General features: G+C 72.4%; 13 protein-coding genes and 3 tRNA genes. 8 read left to right on the forward strand and 8 right to left on the reverse strand.

Features of this window, described 5'->3' with window-relative positions:
• Positions 1-57 precede the first annotated feature (57 nt).
• The 5 genes from ACWDEN_RS31870 (at position 58) to ACWDEN_RS31890 (ending at position 8,869) form a co-directional block, all read left to right on the forward strand.
• Positions 58-2,478, forward strand: coding sequence for a DNA polymerase III subunit gamma and tau (locus tag ACWDEN_RS31870; protein WP_351600730.1), 2,421 nt, complete (start codon positions 58-60; stop codon positions 2,476-2,478).
• 164 nt (positions 2,479-2,642) lie between these two features.
• Positions 2,643-3,929: a phosphoribosylamine--glycine ligase gene (gene purD / locus ACWDEN_RS31875; RefSeq protein WP_351600727.1), complete on the forward strand. Its 1,287-nt coding sequence runs from the start codon at positions 2,643-2,645 to the stop codon at positions 3,927-3,929.
• A gap of 262 nt (positions 3,930-4,191) precedes the next feature.
• Positions 4,192-6,162, forward strand: a complete 1,971-nt coding sequence (locus ACWDEN_RS31880) for a hypothetical protein (RefSeq protein ID WP_351600724.1) — start codon at positions 4,192-4,194, stop codon at positions 6,160-6,162.
• Between the two features lie 232 nt (positions 6,163-6,394).
• Positions 6,395-7,876: a N,N-dimethylformamidase beta subunit family domain-containing protein gene (locus tag ACWDEN_RS31885; protein ID WP_351600721.1), complete on the forward strand. Its 1,482-nt coding sequence runs from the start codon at positions 6,395-6,397 to the stop codon at positions 7,874-7,876.
• A gap of 93 nt (positions 7,877-7,969) precedes the next feature.
• The gene (locus tag ACWDEN_RS31890; RefSeq protein WP_351600718.1) at positions 7,970-8,869 is read left to right on the forward strand and encodes a phosphoribosylaminoimidazolesuccinocarboxamide synthase; all 900 of its coding nucleotides are present in this window, start codon (positions 7,970-7,972) and stop codon (positions 8,867-8,869) included.
• Positions 8,870-8,914: 45 nt separating this feature from the next.
• Here ACWDEN_RS31890 and ACWDEN_RS31895 read toward each other — a convergent pair.
• The 8 genes from ACWDEN_RS31895 to ACWDEN_RS31930 form a co-directional block, all read right to left on the reverse strand.
• Positions 8,915-8,987: transfer RNA gene (locus tag ACWDEN_RS31895), tRNA-Gly, on the reverse strand.
• Positions 8,988-9,010: 23 nt separating this feature from the next.
• Entirely contained in the window at positions 9,011-9,625 is a 615-nt protein-coding gene (locus ACWDEN_RS31900; RefSeq protein WP_351600715.1) for a response regulator transcription factor, read from the reverse strand.
• Positions 9,622-10,866, reverse strand: a complete 1,245-nt coding sequence (locus tag ACWDEN_RS31905) for a sensor histidine kinase (RefSeq protein WP_351600712.1) — start codon at positions 10,864-10,866, stop codon at positions 9,622-9,624. The genes ACWDEN_RS31900 and ACWDEN_RS31905 overlap by 4 nt, the downstream gene beginning before the upstream one ends.
• A gap of 18 nt (positions 10,867-10,884) precedes the next feature.
• On the reverse strand, positions 10,885-11,682 hold the full coding sequence (locus ACWDEN_RS31910) for an ABC transporter permease (RefSeq protein ID WP_450861261.1): 798 nt from the start codon (positions 11,680-11,682) through the stop codon (positions 10,885-10,887).
• A gap of 101 nt (positions 11,683-11,783) precedes the next feature.
• Positions 11,784-12,722: an ABC transporter ATP-binding protein gene (locus ACWDEN_RS31915; RefSeq protein ID WP_450861263.1), complete on the reverse strand. Its 939-nt coding sequence runs from the start codon at positions 12,720-12,722 to the stop codon at positions 11,784-11,786.
• 127 nt (positions 12,723-12,849) lie between these two features.
• Positions 12,850-12,922: transfer RNA gene (locus ACWDEN_RS31920), tRNA-Gly, on the reverse strand.
• A gap of 82 nt (positions 12,923-13,004) precedes the next feature.
• A tRNA-Gly gene (locus ACWDEN_RS31925) sits at positions 13,005-13,076 on the reverse strand.
• 206 nt (positions 13,077-13,282) lie between these two features.
• On the reverse strand, positions 13,283-13,600 hold the full coding sequence (locus ACWDEN_RS31930; RefSeq protein WP_031164632.1) for a histone-like nucleoid-structuring protein Lsr2: 318 nt from the start codon (positions 13,598-13,600) through the stop codon (positions 13,283-13,285).
• Positions 13,601-13,910: 310 nt separating this feature from the next.
• Between ACWDEN_RS31930 and purS the strand changes: the two genes are divergently transcribed.
• Genes purS through purL form a run of 3 tightly spaced genes read left to right on the forward strand, consistent with a single transcriptional unit; the run spans position 13,911 to position 17,133 of the window.
• Positions 13,911-14,183, forward strand: a complete 273-nt coding sequence (gene purS / locus ACWDEN_RS31935) for a phosphoribosylformylglycinamidine synthase subunit PurS (protein WP_351600702.1) — start codon at positions 13,911-13,913, stop codon at positions 14,181-14,183.
• Positions 14,180-14,860, forward strand: a complete 681-nt coding sequence (gene purQ, locus ACWDEN_RS31940; RefSeq protein ID WP_450861265.1) for a phosphoribosylformylglycinamidine synthase subunit PurQ — start codon at positions 14,180-14,182, stop codon at positions 14,858-14,860. The genes purS and purQ overlap by 4 nt, the downstream gene beginning before the upstream one ends.
• Positions 14,857-17,133 carry a phosphoribosylformylglycinamidine synthase subunit PurL gene (gene purL, locus ACWDEN_RS31945; protein WP_450861267.1) on the forward strand — a complete coding sequence of 759 codons (2,277 nt, stop codon included), beginning with the start codon at positions 14,857-14,859 and terminating at the stop codon, positions 17,131-17,133. The genes purQ and purL overlap by 4 nt, the downstream gene beginning before the upstream one ends.
• The last annotated feature ends 128 nt before the right edge of the window (positions 17,134-17,261 follow it).

Genomic DNA, 17,261 nt, shown 5'->3' on the forward strand with positions numbered 1-17,261 from the left:
GGGGCCGGGGTCGGCGGCCGGGACCGGTTGTCAGTGGGCGCCTATAACCTCGTATGCGTGTCGTCTCTCGCGCTGTACCGCCGCTATCGCCCGGAGACCTTTGCCGAGGTCATCGGGCAGGAGCATGTCACCGACCCGCTGCAGCAGGCGCTGCGGAACAACCGGGTCAATCACGCGTACCTGTTCAGCGGTCCGCGCGGCTGCGGCAAGACGACCAGCGCGCGGATCCTCGCCCGCTGTCTGAACTGTGAGCAAGGTCCCACTCCGACCCCGTGCGGCACATGCCAGTCGTGCCAGGACCTCGCCAGGAACGGCCCCGGCTCGATCGACGTCATCGAGATCGACGCGGCCTCTCACGGTGGTGTGGACGACGCCCGTGAGCTGCGCGAGAAGGCGTTCTTCGGCCCCGCGAGCAGCCGGTACAAGATCTACATCATCGACGAGGCCCACATGGTCACGTCGGCCGGTTTCAACGCGCTGCTGAAGGTCGTCGAGGAGCCGCCGGAGCACCTCAAGTTCATCTTCGCGACCACCGAGCCCGAGAAGGTCATCGGCACGATCCGGTCGCGCACCCATCACTACCCCTTCCGGCTCGTGCCCCCCGGCACCCTGCGGGACTACCTCGCCGAGGTGTGCCGGAAGGAGAACATCCCGGTCGAGGAGGGCGTGCTGCCCCTCGTCGTCCGCGCCGGCGCAGGCTCCGTGCGTGACTCCATGTCCGTCATGGACCAGCTCCTCGCCGGTGCCGGTGCGGAGGGTGTGACGTATGCCATGGCCACCTCCCTCCTCGGCTACACCGACGGCTCCCTTCTCGACTCCGTCGTCGAGGCCTTCACCACCGGTGACGGGGCCGCCGCCTTCGAGGTCGTCGACCGTGTCATCGAGGGCGGCAACGACCCGCGCCGCTTCGTCGCCGACCTGCTGGAGCGGCTCCGGGACCTGGTGATCCTCGCCGCCGTCCCGGACGCCGTGGAGAAGGGGCTCTTCGACGCCCCGACCGACGTCCTGGAACGCATGCAGGCCCAGGCCGCCACCTTCGGCGCCGCCGAGCTGAGCCGCGCCGCCGACCTCGTCAACACCGGCCTGACGGAGATGCGCGGCGCCACCTCGCCCCGCCTCCAGCTGGAACTGATCTGCGCGCGCGTGCTGCTCCCGGCCGCCTATGGAGACGAGCGGTCCGTGATGGCCCGCCTCGACCGTCTCGAGCGCGGTGTCCACTTCGCGGGCGGCTCCGGCGCGCCCGCGATGGGCTACGTCCCCGGGCCGGAGGCCCACGGCGGCGCCCCCATGCCACCTGCCGCCGCCCCCATGCCGCCCGCCGCCGCCTCCGTACCGACCGGCGGCGGCCCGGCGGCGGCCCGTGCGGCCGTACGAGCCTCCAGCGCGCCGGGTGCCGGTGGTCCTGGCGCCGGTGGCGGTCCGGGTTCCGGTGGCGGTCCGGGCGTGGGTGGTCCTGGTGCCGGTGGCCCCGGTGTCGGCGGTCCGGCTCCTGCCGCCCCCGCGCCCACGGCCCCCGCAGCTCCGACGGCCCCCGTACCGACTCCGGCAGCCGCCGCTCCGGTCGCACCGGCCACCCCGGCCGCTCCGACGGCCCCCGCGCCTTCCGGCCAGGCCCAGGTGCCGCCTTCCGGCGCCCCTGGTGCCGCCGCCCCGGCCGGTCCTTCCGCGCAGGCCCCCGCCGCTCCCGGTGCCTGGCCCAGCGCCGCAGCCGCCGGAAGCGGCCGGCGCCCCGGTGGCTGGCCCACGGCAGCGGCACCGGCGGGCGGCGCGCCCCAGGGGCAGGCTCCGGGCCCCGGCCGTGCCCCGGCCCAGCAGCAGCCCCCGGCATCCCCCGCGGCTCCGGCGGCGCCCGCGGCCGCCCCCGCCGGTGGCCTCGACCCCCGCATGCTCTGGCCGAACATCCTGGAGGCCGTCAAGAACCGCCGCCGCTTCACCTGGATCCTGCTCAGCCAGAACGCGCAGGTGGCCGGCTTCGACGGCACCACCCTCCAGCTCGGCTTCGTCAACGCCGGTGCCCGTGACAACTTCGCGGGCAGCGGCAGCGAGGACGTGCTGCGGGCGGCGCTGGCCGAGCAGTTCAACGTGCAGTGGAAGATCGAGGCGGTCGTCGACCCGTCCGGCGGCGGCTCCGCACCCCCGTCCGCGGGGGGCTCGGGCTTCGGCGGCGGAGGCGGTTACGGCGGCGCCCCCGCGGGAGGCGGCGGTGGCTACGGCGCCCCGGCCGCACCCCGTCCCGCGGCTCCTCAGCCCGCTCCGCAGACGCCCGCGACGCCGCAGTCAGGCCCCGAGGGCGGACCTGCCGCGTCCGCCCCCGCCCCCCAGCACGCCGCCGCGCCCGAGCCGCCGCCCCCCGTCGCCCCCGAGGACGACATCCCCGAGGACGACGACCCGGACCTGGACGAGTCGGCTCTCTCCGGCCACGAACTGATCGTGCGGGAGCTGGGCGCGACGGTGGTGGAGGAGTTCTCGAACGAGTAACGCGAGCAGGGCATGCAGGGTAGGCAGGGCACGCAGGGCGTTCTCAGGGGTGCCCGAGCAGGGTTTCGCAGGCGTCCGACCGGGCTTTCCCGGGCCCCCTTTGGAGGAAACCCCAACAAACCCGCGCCCCGACCTTCGGCAACCTTGCCATTAGGCTGACCCCCGTGAAGGTCCTCGTCATCGGCGGCGGCGCCCGCGAACACGCCCTGTGCCGTTCCCTGTCCCTCGACCCCGACGTCACCGCGCTGCACTGCGCCCCCGGCAACGCCGGCATCGCCGAGGTCGCCGAGCTGCACGCGGTCGACGCGCTCGACGGCAAGGCGGTCGCCGAGCTGGCCGCCGGCCTCGGTGCCGACCTGGTCGTCGTCGGCCCGGAGGCGCCGCTGGTCGCCGGTGTGGCCGACGCCGTCCGCGCGGCGGGCATCCCGGTGTTCGGCCCGTCCAAGGAGGCCGCGCAGCTGGAGGGCTCCAAGGCCTTCGCCAAGGACGTCATGGCGGCGGCCGCGGTGCCGACCGCCCGCTCCTACGTGTGCACGACGGCCGAGGAGGTCGCCGAGGCCCTCGACGCCTTCGGCGCCCCCTACGTCGTCAAGGACGACGGCCTCGCCGCCGGCAAGGGCGTGGTCGTCACCGACGACCTGGAGGCCGCCAAGGCCCACGCCGCCGCCTGTGACCGCGTGGTCATCGAGGAGTTCCTCGACGGCCCCGAGGTGTCCCTCTTCGCGATCACCGACGGGGAGACGGTCGTACCGCTCCAGCCCGCCCAGGACTTCAAGCGCGCCCTGGACGGCGACGAGGGCCCGAACACCGGCGGCATGGGCGCGTACTCGCCGCTGCCCTGGGCCGAGCCGAAGCTGGTCGACGAGGTCCTGGAGTCGGTGCTGCAGCCGACCGTGGACGAGCTGCACCGCCGCGGCACCCCCTTCTCCGGTCTGCTCTACGCGGGCCTGGCGATCACGAGCCGCGGTGTCCGGGTGATCGAGTTCAACGCCCGGTTCGGCGACCCCGAGACCCAGGTCGTGCTGGCCAGGCTGAAGACCCCGCTGGCCGGCCTCCTGATGGCCGCCGCCACCGGCAACCTCGCCGACCTGCCGCCCCTGCGCTGGAGCGAGGACGCGGCCGTCACGGTCGTCGTCGCCTCGCACAACTACCCCGCCACCCCCCGCACCGGTGACCCGATCACCGGTCTGGACGAGGTGGCCGCCGAGGACGCCCCGCACGCGTACGTGCTGCACGCCGGGACCAGGCGGGACGGCGACGCCGTCGTCAGCGCGGGCGGACGGGTGCTGTCCGTCACCGCCGCAGGCAAGGACCTGACCGAGGCGCGCGAGCGGGCGTACAGGGCGGTGGGCCGGGTCCGTCTGGACGGCTCCCAGCACCGCACCGACATCGCCGCGAAGGCGGCCCGGGCCGAGCAGGCGGCCCGGGCAGGTCAGGCGCCCACCGCCTGATCCGTCCCCTCCCGACGCAGGCCCCGGATCCCCGATCCGGGGCCTGATCCTTGCTGTCTGTCGCCCACCTCTGACCAAAGCCATTCCATCGAGTGAGCAATCGTCCATATGGCTGACGGGGGCCGGGGCCCCAACTAGGGTTCCGCGCAAGGTTCCGGCACTTGGCTCACCGGCATTGCGATGTCAGTGGCGGGTGCCACAGTGGGGGAGTGAGCACCAACAGGACAGCACGGCATCGGCAGCGAGGGGGTGAGGGCGGGACGTGACCGGAATCGGTGCGGAGGCGGGCGCGCAGGCCGCGCGCTCCCGGGCCCTCGCCGTACTGCGGGTCCGGGGCCGGGCGCTGGCCGTGGCCCTGCTGCCCGCGGCCGCCGCGGTGATCCTGCTGACCGGCGGCTCCACCGGCCACTTCGTCGGCCGGGGCTGGGACACGGCCCGCTGGGTCGTGGGCGTGCTCGCCGTGCTGGTGCTGCTGGCCGCCGCCGGTATCGCCCTGGTCGTGGCCCGGGCCCGCCCCGCCGTCAGCCCGACGGTGCCGGTCCCGGAGGAGTCCGCCCCGGACCTGTACCGGATGGTGCGCGACCTCGCCGACCGGCTGGACGTGCCGGCGCCCTCGGCCATAGCGCTCACCCCGGACTGCGACAGCTGGCTGGAGGACCGCACGCACTCGGCCAACGGCCCGCCCCCGCGCCTCGCTTCCGGCGAGGACGAGCTGGCGGGCCCGGGCCGCCGCCGCGCGCCCGTCGCGCCGGTGCTCGTCATCGGTTCGCCGTTCCTGTGGTGGATGCGGGTCGGTGAGCTGCGCGCGGTCCTCGCCCCGGTCATCGCCGGTACGGGCCCCTCGGCGCACCCCGACATAGCCGCCGCACGGCGTTTTGTGCGCGGCCTGGACGCGGCGGTCGCGGTCGCCTCGACACCGGGCCGCTGCCCCGTGACACGCGGCGTGTGCGCGGCCCTGGGCTGGGTGGCCCGGCTGCTGCTGCGCGGCTGCCGGGAGCACGCGACGCAGATGGAGCGCGGGGTCGCCGCGGCGGCGGCCGAGCGGGCGCAGGCCGTCGACTACGGCCTGCGGATCGTCGCCCAGGAGCAGGTGGGCCTCGCCTACGCCGGCTGGGACCGGCTGCTGACCAGGGTCGCGCTGCCCGCCTGGCGCATGGGCCGCTGGCCCTCCCGGCTGGACGCGGGCGTGGTGGCGGCGCTCACCGAGCTGTCCCGGCGCGACCGCCTGGCCGAGGGTTTCACCTCCCGGCTCGGCGAGCGGCCCGCGTGCGACCTGCTGGAGGAGCCGGGCGTCGTCGACGAGGCCGCGTCCCTCCTCGCCGCCCGCCTCTTCCACGGCGGCCCCGCGGAGTCCGGGCCGGACTGGGCGCCGGTGGACTGGCAGGCGTATCCGGAGGAGGTCGTGGACCGCACCTGGCGCGCCGACGCGGCCCGCCTGCACCGCGTCCTGGACTCCCTCGGCGTCCGCCCCGCCCCCGACCCCGCGGCCCCCGACCCCGGCGGCCCCACCCTGGCCCGAGTCCTGCACCACCTCACCGAGCGCCCCACGGAGGCGGCGATACAGAGATCCCCCGAGGACACCCGTCCACCCGCCGACTACGAGCGCGACCCTGCAGGCCCCTCCACACCGCGGGCCGCCGACGGCGAGGACGCCCCACACGTGCCGCCCGCACCCGGCGACGAGACCCGCACGAGTGGTGCGGAGGGGAGCCCGGACGCCGAGGGCGGAGCCGAGGCGGACGCATCCCGCACCGTCGAGGCGCCGCAGGCGACCCGCGAAGCCGAGGTGGCCCGCGAAGCCGAGGCGGGCCCCGGCGCAGAGGACCCCGGCACGGAACGCAGCGCCGCCCTCGCCGCAGGCCTGAGCGCCGCGCTGGCCCGTGAGGAGGCCGCCGCGCCGAGGTCCGGTGCGGCCGCCACCGGCGGGACCCCGGAGAGCGCCCTGTGGGACGACGGCGGCCTGCCGCTCTTCCCGCTGCAGCCCCCGCGCACCGCCCGCGACCTGCTCACCGATCACGTCACGGCGATGGTGTGCTGCGCGGCCGTCGACACCGCCGGCGCGGTGCCCGCCCTGGACTGGCTGGACGGCCCCTCCCTGCTGCTGGGCGGCGAGCGCGCCGCCGACCTGACACCGAAGGTTCTCAGCCTCATCGAGGAGGGAGACCCGGGCCCGCTGCGGGACTGGCTGGCCGCGTCCGGGATACGCCCGGAGAAGCCCGTACGGCTCGTTTAGGAGCCCTTACGGCTCGTCAAACGGGAGCTCTGTCTTCCACTTCAGGTCAATTCGCAACGACTAGTGACCGAGCCCGTGCGTTATGTGATGTGCTGGGAGCGACCACGCACCTGGCAAGAGCGTGCGACATACGACAGCACGCCCGAGGACTGCGCGTATCACCGAGCACGGAGAGCACCGCGAGCACCACCGAGACAGGACGACACGGGGGGCATGAGGGAGGGGAGCGATCATGGCCTCGGACCACATCCGCCGCTGGGAGTCCGGAGCGCTCGCGCACGCCGTCACGGACCCCTTCGGTCAGGGCCCGGTACCCTGGCTGCGCGGCAGTGAGACCTACTTCGACGACACCGGTCATGTCGTGCCCTGGTACGTCGACCCGAGCCCGCAGCCGCTCAAAGGGGTCGGTCCCACCCCGCGCGTGCCCGGGCCCCGCTCGGCCGACGACGTGCGCCGCCAGATCAAGGGCTTCACCGCGACCGGCGCGGTCACGCCCGGAGAGGCGATCGACTTCCACATCACGGTCGACCCGCCCCAGGAGTTCGGCGTCGACATCTACCGGATCGGCCACTACGGCGGCGACGGCGCCGCGAAGATCACCACCAGCCCGCGTCTGTCCGGCATCGTCCAGCCCCCGCCGCTGGCCGCCGACCGCACGGTCTCCTGCCACCACTGGTGGCTGTCCTGGCGCCTCCAGGTGCCCGCGCACTGGCCCATCGGCGCCTATGTGGCCGTCCTCACCACGGCCGACGGCTACCGCTCCCACGTGCCCTTCACGGTCCGCGACGGCCACCCCGCCGACCTGCTCCTGCTGCTGCCGGACATCACCTGGCAGGCGTACAACCTGTATCCGGAGGACGGCCGCACCGGCGCCAGCCTCTACCACGCCTGGGACGACAAGGGCCGGCTGCTCGGCGAGGCCGATGCGGCGTCCACGGTCTCCTTCGACCGCCCCTACGCCGGCGCCGGCCTGCCCCTGCACGTCGGGCACGCCTACGACTTCATCCGCTGGGCCGAGCGCTACGGCTACGACCTCGCCTACGCCGACGCCCGCGACCTGCACGCCGGCCGCGTCGACCCCGGCCGCTACCGGGGCCTGGTCTTCCCCGGGCACGACGAGTACTGGACGGTGCCGATGCGCCGGGCCGTGGAGGACGCCCGCGACCACGGCACCTCACTGGTCTTCCTCTCCGCCAACACCATGTACTGGCAGGTGGAGCTGGGCCCGTCCCCGTCCGGCGTGCCGGACCGGCTGCTGACCTGCCGCAAACGCAAAGGGCCCGGCAAGCCGGTCCTCTGGCGGGAGATCGACCGGCCCGAGCAGCAGCTGGTCGGCATCCAGTACGCGGGCCGGGTGCCCGAGCCGCATCCGCTGGTCGTCCGCAACGCCGGGCACTGGCTGTGGGAGGCGACCGGCGCGCAGGAGGGCGAGGAGATCCAGGGTCTGGTCGCCGGCGAGGCCGACCGGTACTTCCCGCGCACCCCGCTGCCCACGCATGAGGAACGCATCCTGCTCGCCCACTCCCCGTACACCGACAGCGACGGCGTCCTGCGCCACCAGGAGACCTCCCTCTACCGCGCCCCCTCCGGGGCCTGGGTGTTCGCCTCCGGCACCTTCGCCTGGTCCCCGTCCCTGGACCGCCCCGGGCATGTGGACCCCCGCGTCCAGCGCGCCACGGCGAACCTCCTGGACCGCATCTGCAAACGCGACTGACCGCCGGCGGACCGAGCCCGACCCCCCTGACCGAAACCGATCCCCCCGATAAGGGAGAATCGAGGCACTTGGACAGAACCACGGGGAGGAACCGTGTCCGGATTCGTAGAAAAGCCCGAGCCGATCCAGGTTCCGGGCCTGGTGCACCTGCACACCGGAAAGGTGCGCGAGCTGTACCAGAACGAGGCGGGCGACCTCGTGATGGTCGCCAGCGACCGCATGTCCGCCTACGACTGGGTGCTGCCCACGGAGATCCCCGACAAGGGCCGCGTCCTCACCCAGCTCTCCCTGTGGTGGTTCGACCAGCTGCGGGACCTGGCACCGAACCACGTGATCAGCACCGAGGTGCCCGAGGGCGCCCCCGCCGACTGGGCGGGCCGCACGCTGGTCTGCAAGTCCCTGAAGATGGTCCCGGTGGAGTGCGTGGCCCGCGGCTACCTCACCGGCTCCGGCCTGGTCGAGTACAACGAGTCCCGTACGGTCTGCGGCCTCGCCCTCCCCGAAGGCCTCGTCGACGGTTCTGAACTCCCGGCCCCGATCTTCACTCCCGCCACCAAGGCCGAGGTCGGCGAGCACGACGAGAACGTCTCCTACGAGGAGGTCGCCCGCCAGGTCGGCGCCGACACCGCCGCCCAGCTGCGCCAGGCGACCCTCGCCGTGTACGCGCGGGCACGGGACATCGCCCGCGACCGGGGGATCATCCTGGCGGACACCAAGTTCGAGTTCGGCTTCGAGGGCGACAGCCTGGTGCTCGCGGACGAGGTCCTCACCCCGGACTCCTCCCGCTTCTGGCCGGCCGACCAGTGGCAGCCGGGCCGCGCCCAGCCGTCGTACGACAAGCAGTTCGTCCGGGACTGGCTCACCTCCGCCGAGTCCGGCTGGGACCGGAAGAGCGAGCAGCCCCCGCCGCCGCTGCCGGACCGGGTCGTCGAGCAGACCCGGCAGAAGTACGTGGAGGCGTACGAGCGGCTCACCGGTCTGAGCTGGAGCTAGCAGCACGAGAAGACCCCGGTCCAGTGGACCGGGGTCTTCTTCCCGAGCGGACGACGAGGCTCGAACTCGCGACCTCAACCTTGGCAAGGTTGCGCTCTACCAACTGAGCTACGTCCGCGTTGCGCCGTGGCGCGAGAGCAACTATACCCAACCTCGCTCCCGTGCGAGACGCACCGCCGCATGACGGTTCTCGGCGCCGAGCTTCGTGACGGCCGAGGAGAGGTAGTTCCGCACGGTCCCCGGCGACAGCGCGGCCCGCTCGGCGATCTCCGCGACCGGCGCCCCCTCGGCCGCCAGTTCCAGCACCTCGGCCTCCCGCGCGGTCAGCGGGGAGTCACCGGCGGAGATCGCGTCGGCGGCCAACTCCGGGTCGATGTAACGGTTTCCCGCGTGCACGGTCCGGATGATCTCGGCGAGCCGCCGCGCGCTGACGGTCTTCGGGACGAACCCGCGCACACCGGCCGCGAGCGCCCGTTTCAGATGGCCGGGGCGGCCGTGTCCGGTGACGATCAGGACCTGGCAGCCGGGCAGTTCGGCGCGCAGGGATGTGGCGACCTTCACACCGTCGGCGCCCGGCATCTGGAGATCCAGCACGGCCACATCGGGTGCGTGGGCCCGCGCCATCGCCAGCGCCTCGGGCCCGCTGGCCGCCTCCGCGACGACCAGCAGATCGTCCTCCAGCGACAGCAGCGCGGCCAGCGCGCCCCGGATCAGGTGTTCGTCATCGGCGAGCAACAGCCGTACCGGAGTGCTCATGACGTGACTTCACTCACTTCCTGCATCAAAGGCACCTCGGCCACCAGCCGGAACCGGTCTCCGTCGATCGCCCCGGCCTCCAGGGTCCCGCCGACGACCGCCAGCCGCTCCCGAAGCCCGGCGAGCCCGGAACCCCCACCCCCGTGAGGGGTTCCCGTCACCCCGTCGTTCTCCACCGTCAGCACCACACGCCCCTCAGGCACCCGCAGTTCCACCTCACACCGGTCCGCATCCCCGTGCCGCAGCACATTGGTGGTGGCCTCGCGCACCACCCAGCCAAGCGCGGACTGCACCTCGGCGGGCAGCCCCGTGGCCTCCGCGCGGACCTCGCACGCGATGCCCGCGGCCGTCAACACGCCCTGGGCACCCGCCAGTTCGGCCCCGAGATCGGCTTCCCGGTACCCGCGTACGACGGCCCGCACCTCCCGCTGGGACTCCTGCGCGATGCGCTGCACCTCGATCATCTGCTCCACCGCCTCCGGCCGGCCCCGCCGGGCCAGCTGGACGGCCAGCTCGCTCTTGAGGGAGATCACGGACAGGTTCCGTCCCAGCACGTCATGCAGATCCCGTCCGAACCGCAGCCGCTCCTCGGCGACGGCGAGCCGGGTCTCCACCTCGCGGGCCCGCTCCGCCTCCCACAGCACGGCCAGGGTCCAGGCACCGCAGCGGCCGGCGAGCAACGCGAAGACCGCCTGGAAGACGGCCATCGCACCGGTCGCCACCAGCCCGGCGCCGTCGCGGTCGGCGAGCCCGACGGCAGCCGTGAGCAGGACCGCGAACACCGCCGACCGACGCAGGAACACCCGGACCGGGACCGTGAGTCCGTACAGCAGCGCGAAGGGAAGTACGACACCACCGATCGTGAACCGGACCGCCATCGGGGTCGCCGCGTCCAGCCCGGCGAGCGCCACGATCAGCGCCAGCGCCAGGCCCAGCAGGACCGCCGGTGCGCGGTGGGTGCGGGCCGGCAGCTCGGCGCGCCCGAGGTAGTGGTCGAGCACGGTCCTGGTGAGCCGGTTCGTGAGCGCGCACTGCAGGACCGCCACGAGGGCGAGGAGGGCGCCGAGGACGATAGCGACCGGCCGGTGGGCGAGACCGCCGGGCAGCGGCAGCAGCACCCAGCAGCCCATGATGAACCAGACCGTGCCGTGCCAGGTGAGGACGCTGTACAGCTCGACGCGCTCGGCCTTGCTGCGCTCCCCCCAGTGCCGCTGCTGCCACCGCCGTATGCGTCCCGTCATCCGCGCGTCCCCCGTCCCTCAGCGCCGCGGCTCCCAGCGGAACCGCCGCTGTACAGCAAACACCGCCAGGAAGATCCAGGCCAACGCGGTCGCCAGGGCGCCGAGCGCCTCCCCGGTGCTCAACTGGCCCGTCCAGCCGCCGCGCACGAGCCGGATCGCCGGGGACAGCGGGAGCAGGTCGCAGACGGTGGCCAGCTTGTCCGGCATGACCTCCGTGGGGATCGTGATCCCGGAGCCGACCATCGACAGGAACATCAGCGGCATCGCGGTCACCTGGCCGCTCTCCACGGTCCGGGTGAAGGACGCGGTGAGCGCGGCGAGCGCGGCACTGACCAGATAACCGGCCACCAGCCCGGGCAGGATCAGATACGGCGCCTTGGGCGTGCCGGTGTGCAGCAGGGCCGCGCATCCGGCGCACAGCACCAGCGCCTGGGCCAGGCCGATGACGAGCGCGGGCAGGGCGGTGCCGGTGAGGATCTCCGTGTCGGAGAGCTCGCCGGTGCGCAGCCGTTTGAGGACGAGTTCCTCGCGGCGGGCGACGTAGGTGTTGACCAGGGAGGTGTAGACGGCGAAGAGGAAGGAGAAGCCGATCGCGGCCGTCAGCAGGGTGGTGCCGATGGTCAGCCCCTGCTTCTTCAGATCCAGCTGGTCCATGGCCGGCCGCACGGTGAACGGCAGCAGGAGCGGCACGGCCAGCGCGGTGAAGACGACCCCGCGGTTGCGGCCGAGCAGGGTGAGTTCGGCCCGCCCCAGCGCCCACAGGTGCCGGCCCGCCGACGTCCCCCCGCCGCGTTCCGCCCCGCGCACGCCGCTCACGCCACGGCTCCCGGCCTCCGCCGCGGTCCCGCCCCGGCCCACGGCGGCTCGCGCTCCCACCTCGCGCATTCCGCGCCCCCTCGCTCCCGTTCCGGTCCCGCTCATGCCACCGTCTCCCGCTCGCGTGCGATCCCGAGGAACGCCTCCTCCAGCGAGGCCGACCGCACGTCCAGTCCGCGCAGTTCGACCCCCGCCTGCTCGGCCCAGGCCAGCAGCCGGGTCGCGGTGGGCTGCAGCTCCCGCGTCCGCAGCCGTACGACCCTGCCGTCGGTTTCGTGCGCGCACACGCCGAGCTCGGCCAGCGGGGGCAGATCGCCGAGGAAGTAGCCGTCGGGCAGCTGGAAGGAGATCCGGGAAGGGCGGCCGGCGGTGACCTCGGCCGGGGTGCCGGAGGCGGCGACACGGCCCTCGTGCAGGATGGCGAGCCGGTCGGCGAGGCCCTCGGCCTCCTCCAGATAGTGCGTGGTCAGCAGCACGGTGGTACCGGCGTCGCGCAGCGCGCGGACCAACTCCCAGGTGTCCCGGCGGCCTTCCGCGTCGAGCCCGGTCGTCGGCTCGTCGAGGAAGAGCACCTCGGGATCGCCGAGCAGGGCGAGCGCCAGGTCGAGCCGGCGCCGCTCGCCGCCGGAGAGCTGTTTGACCCGGACGCCGGCCCTGCCGCTCAGCCCCACCAGCTCCAGCGCCTCCGCCTCCGGCCGCGCCCCGGTCGTACAGCCCGCCCACATCCGGGCCGTCTCGGCGACGGTGAGCTCGGCCGGAAAGCCTCCTTCCTGGAGCATCACACCGGTGCGCGGCCGTACGGCGGCCCGCTCGCGGTACGGATCGTGGCCGAGGACCCGGACCCGGCCCCTGGCGGGTACGGCCAGCCCCTCCAGCAGTTCGACCGTCGAGGTCTTGCCGGCGCCGTTGGTCCCGAGCAGGGCGAAGATCTCCCCACGCGGGACGGAGAAGGAGACTCCGCGTACGGCCTCGAACCCGCCCCCGTAGACGCGCTTGAGGTCGGTCACCTCAATCACGTGCTCGTGTTCGTCGTAGTCCATGACGCCAGCGTCCCGGCGGCCGGAGCGGTGCGGCAGTGCGCGATGTCATCGCCCGGCATGACAAATGTCAGAGCGGATCACGGACAACGAAAAGACCCCGGTCCAGTGGACCGGGGTCTCATTCCCGAGCGGACGACGAGGCTCGAACTCGCGACCTCAACCTTGGCAAGGTTGCGCTCTACCAACTGAGCTACGTCCGCACTGCTCCCGACCGGCTCCCACCGATCGGTGCGAGCACCAGCCTACCTGATCCACCAGAGTGGTCGTGACAAGCGGTGCCGGAGCGGGTGACAGGAATCGCACACTGCGCCTTCCCCCTGGAAGGGGGATGTTCTGCTACTGAACTACACCCGCACGCTCCTCGGGGTTCCGGCCTTTCGGCCTCGCCCCTCGGCGTGTCCCAGACATTAGCTGATCAACAGGGGGGTCGCGCAAGTCGGCTCCCCCTGCTGCCCGGTATGCCCAAGTGCGCGGCCCTCAGGGTCCGCTGACGGGCCCTGAGGGCTGCCCCTTCGCGGGCTCATGCGGCCGGGCCGCTCGTGCGGCTCCCGGCGCGCGCCTCACTGCGCGGCGCTGAACGCCTCGTAGACCTTCTTGGGGATGCGTCCGCGGGCGGGGACGTCCATCTTGTTGGCCTGGGCCCAGGCGCGGACGGCCGCCGGGTCGGGGGCGACCTCCGTCTGCTTGTACGCCTTGCCGGAGCGCGACCGCTTGCGGCCGGCCTCGACGTAGGGCGCGAGCGCCTTGCGCAGTTTCTTGGCGTTGGTTTCGTTCAGGTCGATCTCGTACGACTTGCCGTCGAGTCCGAAGGCGATCGTTTCCGCCGCTTCCGAGCCGTCGATGTCGTCAAAGAGCGTGACCACGACCTTTTGCGCCACGAATATCGGTCCCTTCGTGCGGCACGTCGATACAGCTCAACGGCGATGACGTGCCGAGTATCGGCTATTGCCAATTCATTTGTACAGTGCCCGGCAATGCAAAGTGAAGCCCGACTAAATCCGTCCGCGTGTCCGAAGACAATAGGTGAACGGGGCGGACTGTGGAACTTTCCCAGAACTTTTCACGGGCGTACGACTCCGACACCCGATCGTGATGCGCCTCACGTAGATTCCTACAACTCTACTCGCGTAGAAATTTTGTGCGGGTAGTCTGAAGGAACCTGCTCAGCACCACACACCGGGAGTGCCAGTGGCACGCGTCGTAGTCGACGTCATGCTCAAGCCGGAGATCCTCGACCCCCAGGGCCAGGCGGTCCAGCGTGCGCTGCCGCGCCTGGGTTTCGAAGGGATCTCGGACGTCCGCCAGGGAAAGCGCTTCGAACTGGAAGTTGACGGGCCGGTCGACGAGGCCGCGCTCGCCCGCATCCACGATCTTGCGGAATCCTTCCTCGCCAACACCGTGATCGAGGACTTCACCGTCAAGGTGGAAGAGGCCACGGAAGTCGCGGAGGCGGCCAAGTGACCGCTCGTATTGGCGTCGTCACTTTCCCGGGCAGCCTCGACGATCACGATGCCCAGCGCGCGATCCGCCTCGCGGGCGCCGAACCGGTCGCCCTCTGGCACAAGGACAAGGACCTCAAGCAGGTCGACGCCGTGGTCCTTCCCGGCGGTTTCTCCTACGGCGACTATCTGCGCGCCGGTGCCATCTCCCGGTTCTCGCCGGTGATGGAGACGGTCATCGAGCAGGCGAAGGCCGGACTGCCGGTCCTCGGTATCTGCAACGGCTTCCAGGTCCTCACCGAGGCCCACCTCCTCCCGGGCGCAATGCTCGGCAACGACCACCTCCACTTCATCTGCCGCGACCAGAAGCTGCGGGTGGAGAACGCGGAGACCGCCTGGACCAGCGACTACCGCGCCGGCCAGGAGATCCACATCCCGCTGAAGAACATGGACGGCCGGTACGTCGCCGACGCGTACACGCTGGACGAGCTGGAGGCGGAGGGCCGCGTCGTCTTCCGTTACCTCGACTTCAACCCGAACGGCTCGCTGCGGGACATCGCCGGCATCACCAACGAGGCCGGGAACGTCGTCGGCCTCATGCCGCACCCCGAGCACGCCGTCGAGCCGCTGGTCGGTACGGGCCGTACCGACGGGCTCCCGTTCTTCACCTCGATCCTCAAGAAGCTGGTGGGCGCATGAGCCGGACGCCTCTGGACACGGTCGAGCACGCGGCCGCGACCCCCGACGTCGAGCTGCCCTGGGCCGAACTCGGCCTGAAGAAGGACGAGTACGAGCGGGTGGTGGAGATCCTCGGCCGCCGCCCGACCGGCGCCGAGCTCGCCATGTACTCGGTCATGTGGTCCGAGCACTGCTCGTACAAGTCCTCCAAGGTCCACCTGCGCCAGTTCGGCGAGAAGGCGCCCGAGAGCGACGCCCTCCTCGTCGGCATCGGCGAGAACGCGGGCGTGGTGGACGTCGGCCAGGGTTACGCCGTGACCTTCAAGGTCGAGTCGCACAACCACCCGTCGTACGTCGAGCCCTACCAGGGCGCGGCCACGGGTGTCGGCGGCATCGTCCGCGACATCATCGCCATGGGTGCGCGGCCGGTGGCGGTCGTCGACCCGCTGCGGTTCGGCGCCGCCGACCACCCCGACACCAAGCGCGTCCTGCCGGGCGTGGTCGCGGGCATCGGCGGCTACGGCAACTGCCTGGGCCTGCCCAACATCGGCGGCGAGGTCGTCTTCGACGCCTGCTACCAGGGCAACCCGCTGGTCAACGCCGGTGCCATCGGTGTGATGCGGCACGAGGACATCCACCTCGCCAAGGCCTCCGGCGCGGGCAACAAGGTCATCCTGTACGGGGCTCGTACGGGTGGTGACGGCATCGGTGGTGCCTCGATCCTCGCGTCCGAGACCTTCGACGACGCCAAGCCGTCGAAGCGCCCTGCCGTCCAGGTCGGCGACCCCTTCCAGGAGAAGCTCCTCATCGAGTGCACCCTGGAGGCCTTCAAGGAGAAGCTGGTCGTCGGCATCCAGGACCTCGGTGCCGCCGGTCTCTCCTGTGCCACCTCCGAGCTGGCGTCCAACGGCTCCGGCGGCATGCGCGTCACCCTGGACGACGTCCCGCTGCGCGACTCCACGCTCTCGCCCGAGGAGATCCTCATGAGCGAGTCGCAGGAACGCATGTGCGCGGTCGTGGAGCCGGAGAAGGTCGACCGCTTCCTGGAGATCTGCGCCAAGTGGGACGTCATCGCCACCGTCATCGGTGAGGTGACCGACGGCGACCGGCTGGAGATCTTCTGGCACGGCGAGAAGATCGTGGACGTCGACCCGCGCACGGTCGCCCACGAGGGCCCGACGTACGAGCGCCCGTACGCCCGCCCGGACTGGCAGGACGCCCTGCAGGCCGACGACGCGAACAAGCTGCCGCGGCCCGAGACGTCGCAGGAGCTGAAGGACCAGGTCCTGCAGCTGGTCGGGTCCCCCAACCAGGCCTCCAAGAACTGGATCACCCAGCAGTACGACCACCTCGTGCAGGGCAACACCGTCCTCGCCCAGCCGGAGGACTCCGGCATGATCCGCGTGGACGAGGAGACCGGCCTCGGTGTCGCCATCGCGACGGACGGCAACGGCCGTTACGCCAAGCTGGACCCGTACACGGGCGCGCAGCTGGCCCTGGCCGAGGCGTACCGCAACGTGGCCGCCACCGGCGCCAAGCCGCTCGCCGTGTCCGACTGCCTGAACTTCGGCTCGCCCGAGGACCCGGCCGTGATGTGGCAGTTCGCGGAGGCCGTGCGCGGTCTGGCGGACGCCTGCCGGCAGCTGGGCACCCCGGTGACCGGCGGCAACGTCTCGCTCTACAACCAGACCGGCGAGGCGGCGATCCACCCGACGCCGGTGGTCGCGGTCCTGGGCGTGATCGACGATGTCGCGCGCCGCACGCCGGTCGCCTTCCAGGAGGAGGGCCAGCTGATCTACCTCCTCGGCAACACCCGCGAGGAGTTCGGCGGCTCGGCCTGGTCCCAGGTGGTCCACGACCACCTCGGCGGCCTGCCCCCGAAGGTCGACCTGGAGCGTGAGCGGCTGCTGGGCGAGATCCTGATCTCCGCCTCCCGCGACGGCATGATCGACTCCGCGCACGACCTGTCCGACGGCGGCCTGATCCAGGCCGTGGTCGAGTCCGCGCTGCTCGGCGGCAAGGGCGCGCGGCTGGTCGTACCGGACGGCCTGGACGCGTTCACGTTCCTGTTCTCCGAGTCGGCCGGCCGCGCGATCGTCGCGGTGCCGCGCTCGGAGGAGGTCCGCTTCAACGACATGTGCGGTGCGCGGGGCCTGCCGGCCACCCGGATCGGTGTCGTGGACGGCACCGCGTCTGATTCCACTGCAGTGGTCGAGGTTCAGGGCGAGTTCGCGCTCACCCTGGAGGAGCTGCGGAAGGCCCACGAGGAGACCATCCCGGCGCTGTTGGCGTAGGCAGACCTGAAGAAGGGCCCCGTCCGGAAGCCGGACGCTGTTGGTTAATTCGGGCCTTGCTTCGCCCCGTCGACCGGCTGGTCGGCGGGGCGGAGTGCTGCGAAGTGGCTGGTGCGGGTGCGGGCCCT

Source organism: Streptomyces sp. NPDC001153, assembly GCF_053598315.1.

Coding starts and splice junctions, on each gene's coding strand:
- ACWDEN_RS31915 (WP_450861263.1), bottom strand. CDS start 12,722: ATGGACTACGACGAACACGAGCACGTGATTGAGGTGACCGACCTCAAG.
- purL (WP_450861267.1), top strand. CDS start 14,857: ATGAGCCGGACGCCTCTGGACACGGTCGAGCACGCGGCCGCGACCCCC.
- ACWDEN_RS31885 (WP_351600721.1), top strand. CDS start 6,395: ATGGCCTCGGACCACATCCGCCGCTGGGAGTCCGGAGCGCTCGCGCAC.
- ACWDEN_RS31900 (WP_351600715.1), bottom strand. CDS start 9,625: ATGAGCACTCCGGTACGGCTGTTGCTCGCCGATGACGAACACCTGATC.
- ACWDEN_RS31905 (WP_351600712.1), bottom strand. CDS start 10,866: ATGACGGGACGCATACGGCGGTGGCAGCAGCGGCACTGGGGGGAGCGC.